We start from the raw sequence: 17,083 nt of genomic DNA on the forward strand, positions 1-17,083 counted from the left end.
CGGCGCGGCTCCTGTCCTCAGTGGGCGGGGGATTCCGCTTCTGTCGACCGCCGCCGGGTGCGTGCACGCCCGGTGCCCCGTCCGGCCTCCCGGGCCAGTGCCGGGGCGCAGAGCCACCAGGCGACCAGCCCGGCCCCCGCGCCGGCCGCGGCCCCGGCGGCGGTGTCGCTGAGCCAGTGCGCGTGCAGCCAGGTGCGGCTCCACATCATCGCCACCGTGAACACTGCGCCGCCGATCCACCACGCCCGGCGCCGGGCGGCCGGGACGAGGATCGCGCCGACGAGGACGACCAGGAGCGCCGCGCCGGCCGCGTGCCCGGAGGGGAAGGAGCCGTGGTCGACCCGGACCAGCGGGTTCTCCGGGCGCGGCCGGTCCACCAGGTGCTTGAGGCCCTGTACGACGAGCATGTTTCCGGCCATGTAGACGGCGAAGAGGAATCCCGCCGCCACCCAACGCCGCCGGACGAGCAGGAAGACCAGCAGGCCGAGCGGGACGACGGCGCCCGCCGGGCCCCCGAACCAGTTCAGCAGCGTGGCGATCACGGAGGGGAACCCCTCGTGCGGTCCACCCATCCAGGTCAGCCAGCGGTCGTCGAAGGACTGGAAGGGCGGCCGGGTGACGTCCCTCCGTACGACGAACCCGAGCGCGGCGGCGGATCCGAGCAGGGCGATTCCGAGACCGAGGGTGCCGGTGCGGCGGCTGCCCCGGTCCGTCGCGGACGCGGGTGCGACGGCTTCGAGGGGTGGGTCGACGGGGAGCGTGGACATGGCTGTGCTGCCTCTCGCGGCGGTGGAGAAAGAGGGGAGACGAGGGGGGTGCAGGGGAGGAGGGGGCTGCAGGAGGTGTGGCGGGTTCAGTGTGGCCACATCTCGTGCTTACACGTGTAATCAAGGAATGTAGCCATGCCCTCCCCGCACCACAAGCCCCTCGCTGCCGGCAGCACGGCGGGCCGGCAGCTCCGCAGGCCGGCGGCCCGGTCGCCCGGCTCAGTTCCGTCCGTCGGCCCCCGGCCGGATGATCGTGATCCCGGGTCCCGGCGCGGTGCCCATCGCCGCCAGCGCGGCCGGCGCCCCGTCCAGCGGGATCGTGGAGGAGACCAGCAGGTCGGGCCGTAGGGCTCCGGAACGGACCAGTTCCATCATCGGCGGGTACGCGTGCGCCGCCATGCCGTGGCTGCCGAGGATCTCCAGCTCCCAGCCGATGACCCGCTCCATCGGCAGCGCCGCGGCCCCCCGCGCCGCGGGAAGCAGCCCGACCTGTACGTGCCGTCCGCGCCGGCGCAGCCCGCTCACCGACGCCGCGGCCGTGAAGGGGGAACCCAGCGCGTCGAGGGACAGGTGCGCACCGCCGCGCGTCAGCTCCCGTACGGCCTCGGCCGCGTCGACCCGGCCCGGATCCACGCAGTGCGCGGCCCCGAAGGACCGCGCCAGTTCCAGGGCGGCCGGCGCGGTGTCCACGGCGACCACCCGGGCGCCCGCCGCCACCGCGATCATCACGGCCGACAGGCCCACCCCGCCACAGCCGTGTACGGCGACCCACTCGCCCGGAGCCACCCGCCCCTGCGCGACGACGGCCCGGAAAGCCGTTGCGAACCGGCAGCCCAGCCCGGCCGCGGTGTCGTACGAGAGCTCCTCGGGCACCGCCACCAAGTTGACGTCGGCATGCTCCAGGGCCACGTACTCGGCGAAGGACCCCCAGTGCGTGAATCCCGGCTGCGTCTGCCGGGAGCACACCTGGTGCTGCCCTGCGGCGCACTCGGCGCAGCTTCCGCACGCGCAGACGAACGGCACCGTCACCCGGTCCCCGGTGCGCCAGTTGGCGACTCCCGGCCCCACCGCCTCGACCACACCGGCCAGTTCGTGGCCGGGCACGTGCGGGAGCGTGATGTCCGGGTCGTGCCCCATCCACCCGTGCCAGTCGCTGCGGCACAGCCCCGTCGCCTCGACCCGTACGACCACTCCACCGCCGGACGGCACCGGATCGGCCACGTCCCGCACCTCGCCGGGCTCTCCGTACCGCTCGAACACCATCGCGCGCACGCCGACCGCCTCCACTCGCCTGATCCGTCCGACCCGGGCTCACTTGTGGGCCCCCGGCCCGGATGCGAAGCTGCCGGGACGACCACCACACACCATCAGGGGGACCCCATGACCCGCAAGACGACCCGCAAGCGCGCCACGGCCACCGCCGTATCCGTCCTGCTGGCCCTCACCGTCACCGCCCTCGGCGCGAGCGCGTCGGCGTACGCGGCCGCGGGCGACAAGAAGGTCGAGGTCATCAAGTAGCCAATCGGCTCCCGGTCCTGCCTCCGCTCCGGCTCGCGGGCCGTCTCCCTACACTGGCGGGCATGGTAAGCCGCATCAGTGAGCTGGTCATCGACTGCGCCGACCCCGAGCGCCTCGCCGCGTTCTGGAGCGAGGCCCTCGGCTACGTGGAGCTCGCCCGGGAGGACGACGGGAGCATCGAGATCGGGCCGGCTGCCGCCGGCTTCGGAGGTCCGCAGCCCACCCTCGTCCTCAGCCCGAGCAGCGACCCCCGGCGGGGGAAGCTCCGCCTGCACATCGACGTCAACCCCGTCGACCGCGACCAGGACGCCGAACTGGAGCGGCTGCTCGCCCTCGGCGCCCGCCCGGCCGACGTCGGCCAGACGGGCGCCGAGAGCTGGCACACCCTGGCCGACCCGGAAGGCAACGAGTTCTGCCTCCTGCGCACCCGCCTGCAGCCGCTCTGACCTGAGCTCACCGGTCCGCGGATCCGAGCCCGGTTCCGGCCCGGTGGGCTCTGTCCGCCTCAGGACGGCTTGGCGGAGGACCAGGCGGTGACGGTCACCTTGTCGTCGCAGAAGGCGAACACGCCGTCGTCCATGGCGATCTGGTGCTTCCCGGCGCCGAGTACGCCGATGACCACCGTCGGGTAGGAGCCCGGGGTCGCGCCGGACTCGCAGTAGCCGTCCGCCTCGCCCTGGACCTGGACGAAGGTGAGCTTCGTCCAGGCGCGGGCGCCCGGAGCCAGCACCACGTTGGCGGCGTCCGGGCCGGTGTGGGTGGTGGCCAGCGGCTTGTTCTTCTCCGGCGAACCGTTGCCCGCCGCCGCGACCGTCGGGTACCCGTACACCTTGCAGGGGGCCTTGGAGGTGTTGGTGACGGAGACCACGGCGGCCCCGGTTCCCGTGCCCGACGGGCGGACGTCGGCCTGGTGCCCCTCGGAGACCTTGATGTCGTCGACCGTGCAGGGCTTCTTCGTCGCGTCGCCGGTCCCCCCGGAGGAGGAGCCGCCGCCTGAGGAGGTGCCGCCCGAGGCCGAGGGCGACGCGCCGCCCGTGGAGCCTCCGCTGGCACCGCCGTTGGTCGTTCCACCCTTGTCGCCGCCGGTGGCCGAGGGCTCGGCCGGCCGCGAGGCCCCGGTCGGCGCCGAGGGTGCGGCGGCCCCGCCGCCGTCGCCGGTCGGCGTACAGCCCGTCATCAGAGCCGCGGCCGCCAGAACCGTCGCCAGAGCCGCCGCGGTCCGGCCGGTGCCTGCTGTGTACTGCATTGGTGCTCCCCGAGGTTCACGACCGGTCCCACACCGGCACTCGCGTGCAGGACCACGACTCCCTGACCCGAGCAGGTTCCCGCCGCACGCCGCTGTGGCGGTTCCGTGACGCGCCCATGACGAACGGGATCACCCCGGAGCCGTACACGGGCACCGAGGCGCTGAACGGTCGGACCGGGAAGCCCTTGCGGTACGCCCCGATCCCGGTCCTAGCCCTTGGCCCGGCTGAGGGCCAGGGCTGCCAGGGCCTCGGGGGCGCCCGGCTGGTCGCGGACGCCGGGGAAAGCGTTGACGTCGACGATCAGCGGGGAGCCGTCGGCCGTGGCGACGATGTCCACGCCGTAGACGTCCAGGGAGTAGAGCTCGCCGACCCGGCGGGTCAGATCGGCCCATCCCTGCGGGAGCCGGGGCAGCGGCAGGGTGGGGCCGCGGCCTTCCGGGGAGAGTTCGGAACGGCGCAGGGCCGCGAAGACGCGGTCCCCGATCGCCCAGAGCTTGTGGTCCCAGCCGTTGTTCGGGGCGAAGTCCTGCACCACGACCGGTTCGTCGGGCCAGTCGTCCGCCAGCTCCGCGAGGCGCGCGGTGTCGTCGACCCGGGCCACGAGGTCCTCGCGGCGGCTGTGGCGGCTCTTGACGACGACGGGGGAGCGCAGCGAGACGCCGGCCGCCCACGACGCGAGCGCGCCGACGGTACGGGTTCCCGCGAACGGCAGCCCGGCCGGGACCGCCAGCTCCGCCATCAGGGTGCGGTCCTGGCAGAGGGTGGTCGCCGCGGCGGAGTTCACCACCGGCGCCCCGAGCCGCTCCAGGCGCCGGGCCAGTTCCAGTCCGGGCGGGGTGTGGGCCTTGAGGAGGTACACGTCGGCCGGGGCTCCCGCGGCAGCGTCCGGCGAGCCGGGATCCAGCAGCTCCACCCCGTGTCCGCCGGCCTGCAGGAGACCGGCCGCCGCCGAGAGCAGCGGGTGCCCGGGCTTGTCCGTGATCAGGCCGATCCTCATACGGGCTCTCCCGTGGGGGCGGCCGGGGCGGCAGCCGCTACGGCGGAAGCCGCGCCAGTGCCCGCGGCGGCGGCCGTGGCCGCCGTAGCCTGGAGGGGGATCGACATCTCCTGCCCGGACCGGCGGGGGAGGACGGACCCTGCCTCGGGGCAGGGGCGCGAACCGGCGCCCCGCGCGAGGTCCAGTACCGCGCGGGCCACCCGGGCCGCGGCGTCGGGTACCTGACGGAAGCTCGGGAAGTCGTTCACGTCCACGACCACCGGCCCGTCGGGCCCCAGCAGCACGTCCACCCCGTACAGGTCGAGCCCGTACACCTCCCCGACCCGTGCGCCGATCTCTGCGATCTCCGCGGACAGCGGGACGAGGCGCTCCGGGACGGAGGCGTCCGGATGCAGGGGAGAGCGGCGCTCGGTGGCGAAGAGCTCCCCGCCGACCGCGTACACCTTGAGGTCGGTGCCCGAGTTCGGGACGTAGGGCTGGGCGACGAGCATGCCCTCGCCGACGAGTTCGGGGAGCATCGCGGCCAGCCGCTCCGGCGAGGAGACCAGGTGCACGGCCCGCCCGGAGCTGCCGTCGGCGGGCTTGACGACCAACGGGTACTCCGACGCCGGGATCTGCGCCAGCAGCTCCGGCCGGGCCGCGGCGTAGGTCGGCGGCAGCGGCAGTCCCCGGCCGCGCCCGATGGCGGCGGCCAGCGCCTTGTCCCGTACGCCCCGGATCGCCCGGGCGTCGTTGACGGTGGTCGCCCCGGCCGCGGCGGCGGCTTCGAGCAGGGTCAGCCCCGGCCCGCCGGACACCGTCTTCAGGACCCAGGCGTCATGGGCGCCGGCCTCCACGGCCTCGCTCATCCGCAGTAGCGAACCCCCGGGCCGCAGTACCTCCACCCGGTGGCCCCAGGCCTTCAGTTGCCGGACCACCTCGTTCGGCATGCCGTCGTGGCGGTAGTGCTCCTCCACCAGGAAGCAGAGCCTCATGGACCTTCCCCATATTCCCCGGACGTCCGCCGATCCCGTCCGGCGAGTTGTGACGTCACAGGATGTCATGGGCTGCAATGTGATGATCGGTCCGTGTACGCAGCAACCCGCGAGGATGCCGCCGGGCGGGTTTCGCGGTCCGGTCGTGGTCCGGTCGCGGTCCGGCCGTGGCCCGGCGGAAACCCGGTCGGCCTCCGGTCGCTGTCCGTCCACTGGGACGCGGGGGGATCGGATGGCGCGAGCTCGCGATTTCCCTCCCGTCCAAAGCGCGACAGAAGGACCCTTACCGGTCGAGGGTGAGCGGAAAACTTGTCAGAGGCTGCCCAAAGCGATCAACAACTCTCCTATAGTGATGCCTCGTTGCCAGGAACCTTCTCCTCCATTTACGCCCGGTATGAGGCTTTGATTGATGACGGCGTCGCCCTCCCCCCTTCGCCCCTCCGCGCTGGCCCTGCTGATCACCGCAGTCGCCGGCGGCGCGCTCACCACGGCGGCGGTGGCCGCGGCCCCGTCGTCCATCGCCACCGCCCTCGGCTGGTTCGCCGGCGCGGGCGTCCTGTTGCTCGCGGTATCGGCCTTCGCCGTCACCTGGTGCGCGCGCACCTCCCGGGTCCAGCGCACCCGGATCTCCGGCCTGAGCGCCGAACTGGTCGCCCGTGACGGGCACATCGCCCGGCTGATCGCCGACGCGACCCGTGACGCGGCCGCGCACACGGCCGAGAGGTCCCGCCTCACCGCCGAACACACCGCCGTACTGGACCGGCTGACGGGCGACCACGCCGCCGCGCTGGAACACCTCACGCGCGTGCACGCCACCGAACTCGACGGTCTGGCCGCCGCCCAGAACGCCTCCCGCGAGCGGCTCGGCGGCGAGCTGCGCCGCGCCGAGTCGGGCCGGGCCGCCGCCATGGCCGCGGCCGCCAACGCCGCCGGGCGGATGCAGGCACTGGCCACGGGCATGCTCGCGGACCTGCGCGACATGGAGCACCGGCACGCCGACGAGGACGTCCTCGGCGACCTGCTCCACCTCGACCACCGCACCGCCCAGGCCGGCCGCCTCGCCGACTCCATCGCCGTCCTCACCGGGGCCCGTTCGGGCCGCCGCTGGGCGAAGCCGATCGTCATGGAGTCGATCCTGCGCGGCGCGATGGGCCGCATCGGCGGCTACCAGCGGGTCAGGCTCCACTCCACCAGCGACGCCGCCGTCGCCGGGCACGCGGCCGAGGGCGTCATGCACGCACTCGCCGAACTCCTCGACAACGCCGCCAACTTCTCCCCGCCGACCGCCGAAGTCCACGTCTACGTGGAGGAGGTGCCGTCCGGGATCGTCATCACCGTCGAGGACAGCGGCCTCGTCATGAGCGAGGTCCAGCTGCGCCGCGCGGAACAGGCCGTGACCGCCGTCTCCCTGGACCTGGCCGGACTCTCCGGGACCCGGCTCGGCCTCGCCGTCGTCGGCCGCCTCGCCCGCAAGCACGGACTGACCGTCTCCTTCCGGCCCTCCGCCCGCGGCGGTACGGGCGCACTGATGATGCTCCCGCAGGAGCTCATCAGCCGGACGCCCGCCGAAGCCCCCGCCGCGCCGCTCGCCGTTCCGGCGCAGCCCTCCGCCCGGGTCGCGCCGAAGGCACCCGCCGCGGCCGAAGTCCCCGCCGGGACCAAGCCCGGGCCCGGGCCTGAGCCCGAGGCCGTGCACGACACCGCCGCCGGTCGCGAAGACTCCGTCCGCGCGCAGGACCGTACGGCGACGGACGGCGGGAGCGCACTCCCCGGCGCAGCGGGCACCGGCACCGGCGCCGACCTCGGCGCCGCGTCCGAATCCACCGGCGAGCACCCGCACTTCGGCGACAGCGGCCTGCCCCAGCGCCGCCGCGGCCGGACCCTGGCAGCCGCCCACCCCGAGGGCGCCGACGGCGCGGGCGCCGATCCCCGTACGGCCACGGCCGCGACCCCGGCCACGGGCACGGCATCCGTGCCCGGCGGGGCGTCCCGGTCGGCCGCGCGGTTCGGCAGCTTCCGTCAGGCCGTCCGCGGCGCGGCAGCACCGGGCGCAGCAGCGGCCGGAGCCCCCGGCGAAGAGCAGCAGCCCGCGCACACCCCAGACCCGGAAGGCAACACGCACTCATGACCGGCTTCACCACCGACGAGACGCTCAACTGGCTCCTGGAAGGCCTCCTGGAACGCACACCGGGCGCCCGCCACGCCCTCGTGCTCTCCCGCGACGGCCTCAAGCTGTGCCGCACGCCCGAGCTCTCCGTCGACCAGGCCGACCAGCTCGCCGCGATCGCCGCCGGGATCCAGAGCCTGTCCCACGGGGCGTCCATCGAGTTCGGCGACGGCACCGGCGGGGTCCGCTCGGCCATGGCCGAGTTCTACGGCGGGATCCTCTTCATCGTCGAGGCCGGCGAGGGGGCGCACCTCGCGCTCGTGGCCAACGAGGACGCCGACGCCGGACTCGTCGGCCACAACATGTCCGAACTGGTCGAGCAGCTCGGCGAACACCTCATCGCCAGGCCCCGGGGATGAGCCGGCCCCGGCCGGGCCGGGACGATTCGCCGGACCGGCTCTACACCCTCACCGGTGGCCGCAGCCGCTCCGGCTCGGACGTCTTCGACCTGGTCACCCTGGTCGTCGCCGAAAGCGATCCGGCGCCCGGCATGCAGTCCGAGCACGCGGCGATCCTGCGGATGTGCCAGTTCCCGACGGCCGTCGTGGAGATCGCGGCCGAGCTCGGACTACCGGTGTCGATCGTCCGGATCCTGCTGGCAGACCTGCTCGCCACCGGACGGATCCGCGCCCGGCACCCGCGTACGGCGAACTCGGCTCACAGCTATACCGACCCCGACATCCTGGAGCAGGTGCTCGTTGGACTCCGCAATCTCTGACGCGACGATCCCCGAAGCCGCGTCATCGGCGAGCGCGCCCGTGGGGGCCGAAACGCTCCGGCCCCGCCAGGCGTTGCGCAGCACCGCCGACAACGGACTGAAGATCGTCATCGTGGGCGGTTTCGGCGTCGGCAAGACCACGATGGTCCGCTCGGTCAGCGAGATCCGCCCGCTGAACACCGAAGAGACCATGACCAAGGCCGGCGAGGCCGTGGACGACACCCACGGGATCGCCGGGAAGAGCGCCACCACCGTGGCCTTCGACTTCGGGCGCATCACCCTCGACGCCCGCAACGTGCTCTACCTGTTCGGCGCCCCCGGCCAGGAGCGGTTCTGGTTCCTGTGGGACCGGCTGTTCTCCGGCACCCTCGGCGCCGTGGTCCTCGTCGACACCCGGCGCCTGGCGGACTCCTGGTACGCCATCGACCGGCTCGAACACCACGGCACGCCCTTCGTCGTGGCCTGCAACGACTTCGGCGGCCCCGAGCACGCCCCGGAGCAGATCCGCGCCGCCCTGGACCTGCCGGACGCCATCCCGCTGGTGTTCTGCGACGCCCGCTCCCGGGAGTCCAGCAAGCAGGTCCTGATCTCCCTCGTCCAGCACCTCCAGACGGCCGCGCTGTCGAGCAACCGGCCGAGCCTCCAGCCGAGCCCCCTGTCCCAGACCCCGGAGCCCACCCCGTGACCTGCCCCGCCGCCTCCGAGCACCAGCCCGTCTACCTCGGCGGCCCCCGGTTCCAGACCGACCCCGCCGAGCTGTACCGGGAGATGCGCCGCGACCACGGCGCCGTCGCCCCGGTCGTCCTCGACGGAGACGTACCGGCCTGGCTGGTCCTCGGCTACCGCGAACTGCACCAGGTCACCAGCGACCCCGTGCTCTTCTCCCGGGACTCCGAACTGTGGAACCAGTGGGAGCGCATCCCCGCCGACTGGCCGCTGCTCCCGATGATCGGCCGGCGCCAGCCCTCGATCCTCTACACCGTCGGCGAACGCCACCGCGAGCGGGCCGCCGTCATCTCCGAAGCCCTCGAAGCCGTCGACCCCTTCGAACTCAAGGGGCACGCCGAGCGGTTCGCCGACGAGCTCATCGACGAACTGTGCGGCAAGGGTTCCTGCGACATCGTCGGCGAGTACGCCATGCTGCTCCCGCTGCGCGTCCTCGCCCGCCTCTACGGGTTCTCCGACGCGCAGGGCCCCGGCCTCGTCCACGCCATGAACGAGATGATCAACGGGCGGGAGGGCGCCCTGGAAGGCCAGCGCCACCTCGCCGAGTCGATGTTCGCCCTGCTCTCCGCCAAGCTCGCCGAACCCGGCAACGACGTGGTCTCCCGGATGCTCGCCAACCGGACCGGCTTCACCGTGGAGGAAGTCGCCCAGGACCTCATGGTCATGATGGCAGCGGGCCACCAGCCCACCGCCGACTGGATCGGCAACTCCCTGCGCCTCATGCTCACCGACGACCGCTTCGCCGCCTCCCTCGCCGGCGGCCGGCACAGCGTCGGCGAGGCCATGAACGAGGTGCTGTGGGAGGACACCCCCACCCAGAACGTGGCCGGCCGCTGGACCTCCCGCGACACCCACCTGGGCGGACAGCGCATCGGCAGCGGAGACCTCGTCCTGCTCGGCATCGGCGCCGCCAACGCGGACCCGCACGTGCGCACCGACGCCGGAGAACTGACCGGCGGCAACAACGCCTTCTTCTCCTTCGGGCACGGCGAACACCGCTGCCCCTTCCCCGCCCAGGAGGTCGCCGAGGTCATCGCGCGCACCGGCATCGAGGTGCTCCTCGACCGGCTGCCCGACGTGGACCTCGCCGTGCCCGCAGGGGACCTGGCCCGCCGCCCCTCGCCCTGGCTGCGCGGCCTCACCGCCCTTCCCGTGACCTACACCCCGACCCCCGCCCTTGGAGCCACCCGATGACGTGCCCGATCGACCACACCGGCCCCGCGGCCATCGTCCTGGACCCCTTCGTCGCCGACCTCGACGCCGAGAGCGCCGCGCTGCGCGCCGCCGGTCCCCTGGTCCAGGTGGTCCTCCCCGGCAACGTGGCCGTGTACGCCGTCACGCGCCACGCCGAGGCGCGCAAGCTGCTCACCGATCCCCGGATCGTCAAGGACATCGACGTGTGGGGCGCCTGGCAGCGCGGCGAGATCCCGATGGACTGGCCGCTGATCGGCCTCGCCAACCCCGGCCGCTCGATGCTCACCGTGGACGGCGAGGACCACCGCCGGCTGCGCACCCTGGTCGCGCAGGCCCTGACCGTACGCCGGGTCGAGAAGCTGCGCGCCGGCATCGAGGCGCTGACCACCGGGATGCTGGACAAGCTGGCCGCGCTGCCGGCCGGCGAGACGGTGGACCTCAAGGCGCAGTTCGCGTACCCGCTGCCGATGAACGTCATCAGCGACCTGATGGGCGTCGACGCCGAGGAACACCCGCGCCTGAAGGCCCTGTTCGAGAAGTTCTTCTCGACGCAGACGCTGCCCGAGGAGGTGCCGCAGATGATGGCGGACCTCGGCGCGCTGTTCTCCCGCATCGTCGAGTCCAAGCGCGAGAACCCGGGCGACGACCTCACCAGCGCCCTCATCGAGGCCTCGGAGGACGGCGACCACCTCACCACCGAGGAGATCACCAACACCCTCCAGCTGATCGTCGCCGCCGGCCACGAGACCACCATCAGCCTGATCGTCAACGCGGTCGTCGCCCTCGAGACCCATCCGGTCCAGCGCGACCTGGTCCTCAAGGGCGAGGTCTCCTGGGAGAACGTCATCGAGGAGACCCTGCGCTGGTCCAGCCCCACCTCGCACGTCCTGATCCGCTTCGCCACCGAGGACGTGGAGGTCGGTGACCGGATCCTGCCCAAGGGCGAGGGCCTGATCGTCTCCTTCGGCGCGCTCGGCCGCGACGAGACGCAGTTCGGCGAGACGGCGGGCGAGTTCGACGCCACCCGCACCCCGAACCGGCACATCTCCTTCGGCCACGGCCCCCACGTCTGCCCCGGTGCGGCCCTCTCCCGCCTGGAGGCCCTGGTCGCCCTCCCGGCCCTCTACGCCCGCTTCCCGGACCTCACCCTGGCGGTCCCCCCGGCCGAGCTGCGCAACAAGCCGATCCTCACCCAGAACGACCTCTTCGACCTCCCGGTCCGCCTGGCCTGATCCGCGGCTGCCCCGCCCCCTCGAACCGAGAGCGGGCGGGGCGGCCGATTTAATCGGATGTGCTTACGGGGCACGGTTGTTAGGTTCACCGTGTGCCGAAGCTGAATCAGATCATCGCAGTCGAAAAGGGCGTCAAGTCCAAGGCCCTCCAGGAGCTCACCCAGGCTCACCAGGACGTGCAGAAGCCCGCCCTGCTGGCCGGCATCTCCCGGACCTACCAGCCCAAGGACGAGGAGGGCGAGCAGCTCCCGCCCGAGTCCACCCGGGTCCAGATCAAGGCCGAGGACGCCCTGCGCGCGACCGCCTCGACGCTCACCCGGCTCTTCGACGTGACCGCGACGAAGGACTGGGCGAACCGGTCCGCGGCCGCGGACGTGGTGGTCGACGGCCGGGTCCTGCTGCCCCAGGTGCCCGTCCCGTACCTGCTGTTCCTGGAGAAGCAGCTCACCGACCTGCACACCTTCGTGCGCAAGCTGCCGGTGCTCGACGCCTCCGAGTCGTGGAGCCTGGACCCCTCGACCGATGCGTGGAAGACGGACGCGGTGCGGACCATCCGCACGAAGAAGGTCCCGCGCAACCACGTGAAGGCCGAGGCCACGGAGAAGCACCCGGCGCAGGTCGAGGTGTACTACGAGGACGTGGCGGTGGGCTACTGGACCACCGTGAAGTTCTCCGGAGCGCTGCCCGCCCGTCGGGTCAACGAGCTCCTCGACCGGGTCGAGAAGCTCCAGCAGTCCGTCAAGTTCGCCCGGGAAGAGGCGAACAACTCCGAGGTCACCGACCAGCGGATCGGCGACGCGGTATTCGGCTACCTCTTCGGGTAGCCCCCACATTCGCCCCCCGTCGCGAGCGGGGGGTGCGCGATGAGCGCAAGCTGAAACTGATGTTGAAGCTGATCATGGGGTGTCAGGTGGGGGTTCGAATCCCTCCCCCCGCACACGTGCGGGGGTGGCCCAAGTCCGGCAGAGGCGGCCCCGTCAAACTCAGATTCTCGCTCCAGTCTCAGTATTCGCCGCCGAACACCGGATCGACCGAGCGCGGGCGAACATCGACGGATGGGGGTTCAAGTCCCCTCGGCGGCTCTCTCGTGCCGCTGTAGTTCAAAGGCAGAACACGTCGATCTCAATATGACCCGCGGCTCTTAAACGCCGTCGGTGTGCGCAAATGGGTGGCAAGCTGGAGCCCGGGAGCTGGACATGCTCCCGGGCTCCGTCACGTTCGCCGGCCCGCAGGCCCGCCGGCCCGCCGTTACGCGGGCCCGCCGTTACGCGGGCATGGGCACCGAGACGAACGCCGTGCCCGACTCGTTCTCCACCAGGACCGCCCGGACGTCCGCCGGGTCCACCGCCGCCGAGCCGTCCAGCGCAGCGCCCTTGCCCTCGCCGTGTTCCGCGGTGCCCACCACCCAGCCGCCCGCGGTGGTGCGCGTACCGTCCCGGGAGACCACGACGATCCGGCAGCGCTCGCCCGCCGGAATGCCCGCCACCGCGGCGTGCACCCGCACCCACTTGGCCGCGGGCGTCACCTGTACGGTCATCCGCGCGCCCGTGCCCGCATCCGTCGCGGAGGCCACCTTGGTCCCCGCCGCCGGGGGAGAGGGCTGGGCCGAGACCGTCGGCAGCGGCCGGGCCTCGACCTCGACGTTCTCGCCGCCCAGCTGCGTACCGGCCCAGAAGACGGCGGTCAGCGAGGCCGCCACGGCCAGTCCCGCGAACGCGGTCCGGCGCCGGCGCGCCCCGTCCACCTCCTGGCGCATCTGGCGCAGGGTGCGCTGGAGCAGCAGGTCCCCGCCCTGCGGCGGACCGTCGAGGAACGCCTCGGGGGGCACCTCGCCCAGCGCCGTCTCCATCTCGCGCAAAGCCGTCACCTCCTGACGGCACTGCACGCAGCCGTCCACGTGTTCCTCGACCCGGCGGACCTCCGCGTCGTCCAGGACGCCGAGAACGTACGGGCCGAGGAGTTCCTCCTCGTGCCGCTGCCCGTTCATGCCACCACCTCCTGCAGTCCGCCGGGCCGCGGAGACGGGCCGCCCGTGCGCGTGCTTTCCCTGAAGACTTCTCTGAGCGCCTTGAGCGCGTAGTGCGAGCGCGATTTCACCGTGCCGGCGGGGATGCCGAGGGTGTCGGCCGCCTCGGCGACGCTCTGCTGCCGGTAGTACAACTCCGTCAGCACGTCCCGGTGTTCCGGCGACAGCCGGTCCAGGGCGCCCAGCACGGTCATCGTGTCCACGACCGCATCGGCGTGGTCCGCCTCCACCGGCGGATGCGCCGGCGATCCGGACACCTCCGGCGGCCGGGCCGCCTTCGCCCGGTACCGGTCGGTGACGATGTTGCGGGCCACCGTGAGCAGCCAGCCGCGTACGGAACCCTTTCCGTTCACCAGGACCTCGGAGTGGCGCCAGGCCCTGATCAGGGTCTCCTGGACGATGTCCTCGGCCGCTGCCCGGTCCCCGGTCAGCCGGGTCGCGTACGCGAGCAGGGCGTGACCGTGCTCTTCGTACACGGACTTGATCAGTGCCTCGTCGGTCGAGCCCCGCCGAGTGCGGGGCCACAGTGGTCCGGCCATCTCACCCTCTCCGTCTTCCTCGCTTACGTGGTGCGGTCACAACACGCCACCCACGGGCACCGGGTTCACGTGACCTGCGTCACCTGGGAGCCGCGGTGCGCGCTCCACCGCTCAGGTCCGGCAGGTGCGGCCCTGGTTGAGGCAGTCCACGACCTCGTCCATCCGCGGGCCGGTCATCACGTTCACGAACATCCCGTGGTCCGTCTTGGGGCTGTGCCGCTGCTCGGGGAAGGAGTCGAGGGCGAGGGGCGCCCCCGGGGGCACGTCGTAGGCGAGGGAGATCCGCAACCGCGGTACGGGGAAGGTGTCCTGCGGGCAGACCCCGTTCGCCGCCGGGAAGCGCAGGTGCGTGCGGTGTCCCGGGGCGGCAGTGTCGAGGCCGTTCCAGCAGCTCGGGAAGGTGAGCGTACGGGTGAGGCGCTCGCCCTGCGGGCAGCGCGGGTAGCGGGTGGTGGACCGGTCGGGGGAGCCCGAACAGCCCCATCGGGCCCGCACGTCCTCGTCGGAGTCCGCGGTGAGGGCCACCGCGTCGCCGGTCATCGCGCGCAGGAACCGGGGCATCGCCACCACCTTGCTCACCGGACTGCCCAGGAACTCCACCGACACCGCGGCCTCCGGCAGGATCGCGCCCGCGTTCCCGTGGCCCGCGGTTCCCTCGTGCGGCCGGTCGCCCGGCCGGTCGGTGCGGCGCAGCACCGGCCAGTAGTACGTGGAACGGTCCCCGCCGGCACAACTGGTGGCGGCCGCGTCCAGGGAGGCATCGGTGGAGAAGGCGTCCGTGGACAGGTTCCCGACGTAGCCGTGCGTGTGGTGGGCGCCGGAGCGCAGTCCCGGGGAGACGACGAGGTTGTCCTCGTTGTAGTGGCCCTCCGCGTTGCGGCCGCAATCCACCGACACCCGGCCCGCGGAGGCCTGCGGACCCGCGGCGGGGGGCTCGGCGGGCCCGGCCGGGACCTCCCGGAAGTCCACGAAGTCGGCGGGCACGGGACCGGCTCCGGTCGCCGGCGCGCCGGGCCCGCCGGTGCGCGCGGCCCCCAGTACGGCGGCGGTCAGCCCGGAGCCCAGCACCAGGCAGATCAGCAGCGTGAGCAGTCGGCGTTCGTTCCCCATGCGGGTCACCGTTGCCGCCCACCCCCGCCTCCGTCAACCGGGCGTCCGCAGGACGGTCACCGGCCGGCCGGGGCCCCGGAAACCGGCGGAGGCGGTGCGCGCAGGGGCCCCGCGGCCCGGGGCCCGCAAGCTTTGCCCCCGTTTGGCCGTTCCCGCGGCAAAGCAGCCTTCTCGAGCGACCCGCATCGCAAGGAAGGACCACCGCCGTGCCCGCTGCCAACCACCTCCTGCACCGCCTGATCGGGGAAACCGGCTGGACCTACGAAGCCCTGGCCCGGCGGCTCAACACGAGCGCGCAGGCGGTCGGCCTCACCACCGGCTACGACCGCACCTCGGTCGCCCACCGGCTGCGCGGCAGCACCCCGTCCTCGGCCTGCTCGGGGACCGTCCCGCGGCCCACGCCGCCCTGGACGCCTCGCAGGCCTCCCGTCCCGCCCGGCAGGAACGCGCGATCGTGCTCACCCACGTGGAACGGGCCCGGCTGTACCGGCTGGGCGGCCGGGAGCGGGATGCCGCCTCCGAACTGCGGGATGCCGAAGCCCTCGACCGGGGCGTGCACTCCCCGCGCGCGGCCCGCGAGATCGAGCTGCCGGGGCGGGGCGGCGCCCGCCGCGGCTGATCCTCAGGCCAGCGGCGCCGCGTCGAGCTCGATCACCTCTGCGGGTCCCGCGCGGAACGCCGGGCTCGCAGCGTCCGCCTCGATCATGTGCGGGGTGACGTCGTGCGCGGCGAGGGCCTCCCGGGAGGACCACTCCTCGACGAGGGCGAACCGGTCCGGATCGCCGCTCACTTGGTGCATGTCGTAGCGGATGCAACCCTCCTCGGCCCGTACGGCCGGCGCGAGGCGCTCGTAGGCCTCGATCTGCTCCCGGCCGCGGCCCGGGAGGGTGGTGATGAGGATCAGGAGTCGAACTGTCGATGGCATGGGCCGCATGCTAGATCGACAAGGCCGGGCGACGGAAAGGCATTTCCGCAGGACGGGATGCACGGCCCCCGCCCGTGGCCGTTCCGCTACGCATGGCCGTTCCGCCACGCATGGCCGGTCCGGTCCTTGCCCGGTACGGGCCGACCGCGCAGAGTGGCCAGGTATGACACCCGAAGACCTCTTGCAGGCCCTCGCCCGTACCCGCGCCTCCCTCGACGGATCCGAGGTCACCTTCTGGTGGACCGGCGACGTCCACGCCTGGGCCCTCGGTGAGCCGTACCGGCGCCTCTTCGGCTTCGAGGGCCTCAATGTGGCCCGGCTGGTGGAGGACGAGGCGCCGGGGACCTACCAGCTCCTCACCCGTGAGGCCGCGTTCTACCTGGACCCGCTGACCCGGGAGATCCTGGAGACCTGGGAGGACAAGCCCGTGGTCCACGTCTGGAACGACCCCGCGAACCAGAGGTGGCGCCCCTTCCCCGTCCCCATGACCGCACTGGGCGACGAGGTCTGCTTCAGCCTGGAGATCCCGCTCTCGTACCCCTCCCCGCTGCCCGTCGCGCAGTACCCCGCGAACTCGGCCGACGACACCTACCGCGCCCTGGAGCTCTTCCAGTTCTTCGCCCCCGCCTCGGTCCTCGCCACCGGCGAGCCCAGCGTCCCGGCCACCATGTCCTGGACCCGGATGTCTCCCTGGCTCCCCTGGATGGAACAGGGACCGCGCCCCGGCGGGCTCACCTTCCACTGCCGGGGCCGCAAGCTCGCCTCCTACGCGGAGGTCCCGGAGCGGACCCGCGCGTACGTCGCCGCCCACCACCCAGAGTTCGCCCACGCCCCCGAGAAGTGGACGGAGCCGAACGAGACCAGCTGGACGTACTTCCGCAGGCTCAACCCGCCGTCCGACCCGCCCGGCGCCTGAGCCCGGCAGGCCGGACACCCCTAGGGC

21 protein-coding genes and 1 pseudogene are annotated in these 17,083 nt (G+C 73.1%); 12 read left to right on the top strand and 10 right to left on the bottom strand.

What is annotated here, in order from left to right; all coding sequences use genetic code 11:
• Positions 1–17: 17 nt before the first annotated feature.
• The gene (locus ACFRU2_RS24060) at positions 18–767 is read right to left on the bottom strand and encodes a phosphatase PAP2 family protein (protein ID WP_382975434.1); all 750 of its coding nucleotides are present in this window, start codon (positions 765–767) and stop codon (positions 18–20) included.
• Between the two features lie 219 nt (positions 768–986).
• The gene (locus ACFRU2_RS24065) at positions 987–2,039 is read right to left on the bottom strand and encodes a zinc-dependent alcohol dehydrogenase family protein (protein WP_382975437.1); all 1,053 of its coding nucleotides are present in this window, start codon (positions 2,037–2,039) and stop codon (positions 987–989) included.
• A 108-nt stretch (positions 2,040–2,147) separates the two neighbouring features.
• Here ACFRU2_RS24065 and ACFRU2_RS24070 point away from each other — a divergent pair, with 108 nt between their 5' ends.
• The gene (locus ACFRU2_RS24070) at positions 2,148–2,285 is read left to right on the top strand and encodes a hypothetical protein (RefSeq protein ID WP_382975440.1); all 138 of its coding nucleotides are present in this window, start codon (positions 2,148–2,150) and stop codon (positions 2,283–2,285) included.
• A gap of 62 nt (positions 2,286–2,347) precedes the next feature.
• Positions 2,348–2,731, top strand: coding sequence for a VOC family protein (locus ACFRU2_RS24075; protein ID WP_274546648.1), 384 nt, complete (start codon positions 2,348–2,350; stop codon positions 2,729–2,731).
• Between the two features lie 59 nt (positions 2,732–2,790).
• On the opposite strand, the gene ACFRU2_RS24080 is transcribed toward ACFRU2_RS24075, so the two are convergent.
• The 3 genes from ACFRU2_RS24080 to ACFRU2_RS24090 all read right to left on the bottom strand — a co-directional run bounded on the left by ACFRU2_RS24080 (position 2,791) and on the right by ACFRU2_RS24090 (position 5,503).
• Complete coding sequence (locus ACFRU2_RS24080; RefSeq protein WP_382975443.1) at positions 2,791–3,531, bottom strand: DUF4232 domain-containing protein; 741 nt, start codon at positions 3,529–3,531, stop codon at positions 2,791–2,793.
• Between the two features lie 209 nt (positions 3,532–3,740).
• Complete coding sequence (locus ACFRU2_RS24085; protein WP_382975446.1) at positions 3,741–4,529, bottom strand: RimK family alpha-L-glutamate ligase; 789 nt, start codon at positions 4,527–4,529, stop codon at positions 3,741–3,743.
• On the bottom strand, positions 4,526–5,503 hold the full coding sequence (locus ACFRU2_RS24090; RefSeq protein WP_382975447.1) for a RimK family alpha-L-glutamate ligase: 978 nt from the start codon (positions 5,501–5,503) through the stop codon (positions 4,526–4,528). Before ACFRU2_RS24090 ends, ACFRU2_RS24085 begins: the two co-directional genes overlap by 4 nt.
• A gap of 409 nt (positions 5,504–5,912) precedes the next feature.
• Here ACFRU2_RS24090 and ACFRU2_RS24095 point away from each other — a divergent pair, with 409 nt between their 5' ends.
• The 8 genes and pseudogenes from ACFRU2_RS24095 to ACFRU2_RS24130 all read left to right on the top strand — a co-directional run bounded on the left by ACFRU2_RS24095 (position 5,913) and on the right by ACFRU2_RS24130 (position 12,477).
• Entirely contained in the window at positions 5,913–7,631 is a 1,719-nt protein-coding gene (locus ACFRU2_RS24095) for a sensor histidine kinase (protein WP_382975450.1), read from the top strand.
• The gene (locus ACFRU2_RS24100) at positions 7,628–8,029 is read left to right on the top strand and encodes a roadblock/LC7 domain-containing protein (RefSeq protein WP_112451677.1); all 402 of its coding nucleotides are present in this window, start codon (positions 7,628–7,630) and stop codon (positions 8,027–8,029) included. Before ACFRU2_RS24095 ends, ACFRU2_RS24100 begins: the two co-directional genes overlap by 4 nt.
• Entirely contained in the window at positions 8,026–8,388 is a 363-nt protein-coding gene (locus ACFRU2_RS24105; protein WP_382975453.1) for a DUF742 domain-containing protein, read from the top strand. The genes ACFRU2_RS24100 and ACFRU2_RS24105 overlap by 4 nt, the downstream gene beginning before the upstream one ends.
• A gap of 40 nt (positions 8,389–8,428) precedes the next feature.
• Complete coding sequence (locus ACFRU2_RS24110; RefSeq protein ID WP_382975454.1) at positions 8,429–9,073, top strand: ATP/GTP-binding protein; 645 nt, start codon at positions 8,429–8,431, stop codon at positions 9,071–9,073.
• Positions 9,070–10,308, top strand: a complete 1,239-nt coding sequence (locus tag ACFRU2_RS24115) for a cytochrome P450 (RefSeq protein WP_382975456.1) — start codon at positions 9,070–9,072, stop codon at positions 10,306–10,308. The genes ACFRU2_RS24110 and ACFRU2_RS24115 overlap by 4 nt, the downstream gene beginning before the upstream one ends.
• Positions 10,305–11,540, top strand: a complete 1,236-nt coding sequence (locus ACFRU2_RS24120; RefSeq protein WP_382975458.1) for a cytochrome P450 — start codon at positions 10,305–10,307, stop codon at positions 11,538–11,540. Before ACFRU2_RS24115 ends, ACFRU2_RS24120 begins: the two co-directional genes overlap by 4 nt.
• A 92-nt stretch (positions 11,541–11,632) precedes the next feature.
• Entirely contained in the window at positions 11,633–12,364 is a 732-nt protein-coding gene (locus tag ACFRU2_RS24125) for a hypothetical protein (RefSeq protein WP_382975460.1), read from the top strand.
• Between the two features lie 25 nt (positions 12,365–12,389).
• A pseudogene (locus tag ACFRU2_RS24130) lies at positions 12,390–12,477 on the top strand.
• Positions 12,478–12,804: 327 nt separating this feature from the next.
• On the opposite strand, the gene ACFRU2_RS24135 reads toward ACFRU2_RS24130, so the two are convergent.
• From ACFRU2_RS24135 to ACFRU2_RS24150, 4 genes are all read right to left on the bottom strand, one after another.
• Positions 12,805–13,527, bottom strand: a complete 723-nt coding sequence (locus tag ACFRU2_RS24135; RefSeq protein WP_382975462.1) for a zf-HC2 domain-containing protein — start codon at positions 13,525–13,527, stop codon at positions 12,805–12,807.
• A complete protein-coding gene (locus tag ACFRU2_RS24140) occupies positions 13,524–14,105 on the bottom strand; it encodes a sigma-70 family RNA polymerase sigma factor (protein ID WP_382975464.1) in 582 nt (193 codons plus the stop codon). Before ACFRU2_RS24140 ends, ACFRU2_RS24135 begins: the two co-directional genes overlap by 4 nt.
• Before the next feature lie 111 nt (positions 14,106–14,216).
• Positions 14,217–15,215, bottom strand: coding sequence for a DUF1996 domain-containing protein (locus ACFRU2_RS24145; RefSeq protein WP_382975466.1), 999 nt, complete (start codon positions 15,213–15,215; stop codon positions 14,217–14,219).
• Between the two features lie 319 nt (positions 15,216–15,534).
• A complete protein-coding gene (locus tag ACFRU2_RS24150) occupies positions 15,535–15,681 on the bottom strand; it encodes a hypothetical protein (RefSeq protein WP_382975468.1) in 147 nt (48 codons plus the stop codon).
• Between ACFRU2_RS24150 and ACFRU2_RS24155 the strand changes: the two genes are divergently transcribed.
• Entirely contained in the window at positions 15,670–15,834 is a 165-nt protein-coding gene (locus ACFRU2_RS24155) for a hypothetical protein (protein WP_382975470.1), read from the top strand. The two genes, ACFRU2_RS24150 and ACFRU2_RS24155, sit on opposite strands and share 12 nt — an antisense overlap.
• A gap of 3 nt (positions 15,835–15,837) precedes the next feature.
• On the opposite strand, the gene ACFRU2_RS24160 is transcribed toward ACFRU2_RS24155, so the two are convergent.
• Positions 15,838–16,140 carry a putative quinol monooxygenase gene (locus tag ACFRU2_RS24160; RefSeq protein WP_382975472.1) on the bottom strand — a complete coding sequence of 101 codons (303 nt, stop codon included), beginning with the start codon at positions 16,138–16,140 and terminating at the stop codon, positions 15,838–15,840.
• 163 nt (positions 16,141–16,303) lie between these two features.
• Here ACFRU2_RS24160 and ACFRU2_RS24165 point away from each other — a divergent pair, with 163 nt between their 5' ends.
• Positions 16,304–17,056, top strand: coding sequence for a DUF1838 family protein (locus ACFRU2_RS24165; RefSeq protein WP_382975474.1), 753 nt, complete (start codon positions 16,304–16,306; stop codon positions 17,054–17,056).
• Positions 17,057–17,083: the final 27 nt, after the last annotated feature.

It is taken from the genome of Streptomyces sp. NPDC056883 (assembly GCF_042788835.1).
GTDB lineage: Bacteria > Actinomycetota > Actinomycetes > Streptomycetales > Streptomycetaceae > Streptomyces > Streptomyces stoeckheimensis.

Bases quoted from the DNA above. Each gene is read 5' to 3' on its own strand.
- ACFRU2_RS24085 (WP_382975446.1), bottom strand. From the start codon at position 4,529: ATGAGGATCGGCCTGATCACGGACAAGCCCGGGCACCCGCTGCTCTCG.
- ACFRU2_RS24075 (WP_274546648.1), top strand. From the start codon at position 2,348: ATGGTAAGCCGCATCAGTGAGCTGGTCATCGACTGCGCCGACCCCGAG.
- ACFRU2_RS24100 (WP_112451677.1), top strand. From the start codon at position 7,628: ATGACCGGCTTCACCACCGACGAGACGCTCAACTGGCTCCTGGAAGGC.
- ACFRU2_RS24140 (WP_382975464.1), bottom strand. From the start codon at position 14,105: ATGGCCGGACCACTGTGGCCCCGCACTCGGCGGGGCTCGACCGACGAG.
- ACFRU2_RS24120 (WP_382975458.1), top strand. From the start codon at position 10,305: ATGACGTGCCCGATCGACCACACCGGCCCCGCGGCCATCGTCCTGGAC.
- ACFRU2_RS24060 (WP_382975434.1), bottom strand. From the start codon at position 767: ATGTCCACGCTCCCCGTCGACCCACCCCTCGAAGCCGTCGCACCCGCG.
- ACFRU2_RS24090 (WP_382975447.1), bottom strand. From the start codon at position 5,503: ATGAGGCTCTGCTTCCTGGTGGAGGAGCACTACCGCCACGACGGCATG.
- ACFRU2_RS24095 (WP_382975450.1), top strand. From the start codon at position 5,913: ATGACGGCGTCGCCCTCCCCCCTTCGCCCCTCCGCGCTGGCCCTGCTG.
- ACFRU2_RS24080 (WP_382975443.1), bottom strand. From the start codon at position 3,531: ATGCAGTACACAGCAGGCACCGGCCGGACCGCGGCGGCTCTGGCGACG.
- ACFRU2_RS24135 (WP_382975462.1), bottom strand. From the start codon at position 13,527: ATGAACGGGCAGCGGCACGAGGAGGAACTCCTCGGCCCGTACGTTCTC.
- ACFRU2_RS24070 (WP_382975440.1), top strand. From the start codon at position 2,148: ATGACCCGCAAGACGACCCGCAAGCGCGCCACGGCCACCGCCGTATCC.
- ACFRU2_RS24165 (WP_382975474.1), top strand. From the start codon at position 16,304: ATGACACCCGAAGACCTCTTGCAGGCCCTCGCCCGTACCCGCGCCTCC.
- ACFRU2_RS24160 (WP_382975472.1), bottom strand. From the start codon at position 16,140: ATGCCATCGACAGTTCGACTCCTGATCCTCATCACCACCCTCCCGGGC.
- ACFRU2_RS24105 (WP_382975453.1), top strand. From the start codon at position 8,026: ATGAGCCGGCCCCGGCCGGGCCGGGACGATTCGCCGGACCGGCTCTAC.
- ACFRU2_RS24145 (WP_382975466.1), bottom strand. From the start codon at position 15,215: ATGGGGAACGAACGCCGACTGCTCACGCTGCTGATCTGCCTGGTGCTG.